Raw genomic sequence first — 1,675 nt, 5'->3', positions numbered from 1 at the left:
GCTTTGGCTACGGTTTTAGAAATCAAGGTATTTAACATCTGTTTAGCTTTAATTTCAGGTACTAATGTGCCCGAAACTGTTGAACGCATCGCTTTAACTAGCTGCATTTTTAATTTGATGTCACGGTATAAAGCCACGCTATCAACACTTAATAATGCTAACGAGCCTAAGTCAATCGCCAGTTGGTGCATTTTTTTATCTTGGCTTTCACCTTCTTTAACGGTGTCCATTATTTTAATAATATTTTTATTATATTATTCCGTTATATGGTGTCGTTGTTTGATTTCGGCGAGCTCTTCTTGCGATGTGGCATTAAATGCTTCGACCATCCATTCGGGCCAACCTTCACCTTCAATCCTATGGGCTTTAAATTCCGCTTCTTGATCTGACTTATATTCGCCGTCATCGATATTGGCAACATCACAAAAAAACATAAAACTATTGATCCATCCCCAAACAAATGTACTTCCTGCACCGGCTCGAGCAGGATCTAACATAATATGATCTATCACTTGGTGCGTGCCCGGTTGGCAGACCATTAACACGGTTGAACTTAAGGCATTACGTGACATATTATGAATAATAACACCGTGCAAATCGTTCCAATCATATTCTTTTATTCGGCGTTTTTTCGGTTGTAAAAATACCGAAGGGTGATGTAAAAACTTAAAGTTAAAAAAGTAACTTTCGTTAACATAGACTTTACCGGTTTTACGATTAAATATAATGGGGCTGCCACGGCGGGAGAGTAGATAATAATACAGTTTGGGAATAACATAATACATAGCGAGACAACAAGCAATAAAACTAGGGATGCTTATTATTGTTATTTTGTTACCAATTTCAGAGTCATTGGAGCAAAAAATCATTATAAAAGCACCGACAGTTGATATACTTCCCAAAATAGTAGCAACAAAGTAAAGGCAAGCATAAAAAATCTGATCATTGTGATCCTGACGAATAAAGGCACAATAGGTATTATTGGCATAACTTAAGCGATCGTCATGCAGGGGCACTAAACGTGGACCTTTATCTAGATCCCCAAACCAACCAAAGATTTGCGGGCGGTATTTTGATGGCATTTTATTCTCCTTTTATTTATTCATCGTGAAATTGGTTGCTGCTTCGATTAATGATGAGTGGGATTTCGTTATCATCTTGTGCATTAGGGCTGATATTGATTTGGTAGTTATTTATTAGATCATAAGCAAAGGTGCCCGCTACCCAGGTTATTACCGTTAGGTGACTTTCTGGCTGGTTAGGAGCTGGCTCTTTTACTTCGATTTTTTCAATATCGGTAAAATTAGATTGCCATACCGCTTTGCCCTGAGTGAGGGTTTTAAAGGTTTTTGCTTCATAATGGTCGATAAAATAGTTTTTATCGGTGGTGACATATTCGGTGATTTTTAGGGTTTCTTTGGCTTTATCTTCGTTTAGGTGGATTGGGGAGTGCGCCACTACTGAGTGGTTATTTACCCCTGTTGAACTGATATTAAAGCGAGATTCAATCATATCCTCATCACGTTGCCCATTCTTACCAAATAATGTGACCGTGGCCTGCAACGGCAGGTGGGCGATGGTTGCATTATTCGGGTATGTTAAATAAAAATAGAGGTGGCGGTGATGTAGCTTCATCCCACTAAATGAACTTGGTTTTTTAAAGATCATAAAGGTG

Annotated in this window: 3 protein-coding genes; all 3 read right to left on the bottom strand. The window is 38.4% G+C overall.

The features are described from left to right. The coding region (locus tag A9G36_RS02160; protein ID WP_141670607.1) for a hypothetical protein at positions 1-230 on the bottom strand (230 nt) is incomplete at its 3' end. 24 nt (positions 231-254) lie between these two features. Continuing rightward, positions 255-1,082 carry a DUF6708 domain-containing protein gene (locus A9G36_RS02155; protein ID WP_065585348.1) on the bottom strand — a complete coding sequence of 276 codons (828 nt, stop codon included), beginning with the start codon at positions 1,080-1,082 and terminating at the stop codon, positions 255-257. Positions 1,083-1,098: 16 nt separating this feature from the next. After that, a partial coding sequence (locus A9G36_RS10100) for a hypothetical protein (RefSeq protein ID WP_176701002.1) occupies positions 1,099-1,675 on the bottom strand: 577 nt, incomplete at its 5' end.

The organism is Gilliamella sp. Choc6-1 (genome assembly GCF_001690385.1).
GTDB lineage: Bacteria > Pseudomonadota > Gammaproteobacteria > Enterobacterales > Orbaceae > Gilliamella > Gilliamella apicola_A.
Note: the sequence above shows the minus strand (reverse complement) of the source record. Positions and strands in the feature narration are given on the sequence as shown.

What these genes read in the sequence shown, in the direction of transcription:
- A9G36_RS02155 (WP_065585348.1), bottom strand. Translation starts at nt 1,082, where the DNA reads ATGCCATCAAAATACCGCCCGCAAATCTTTGGTTGGTTTGGGGATCTA.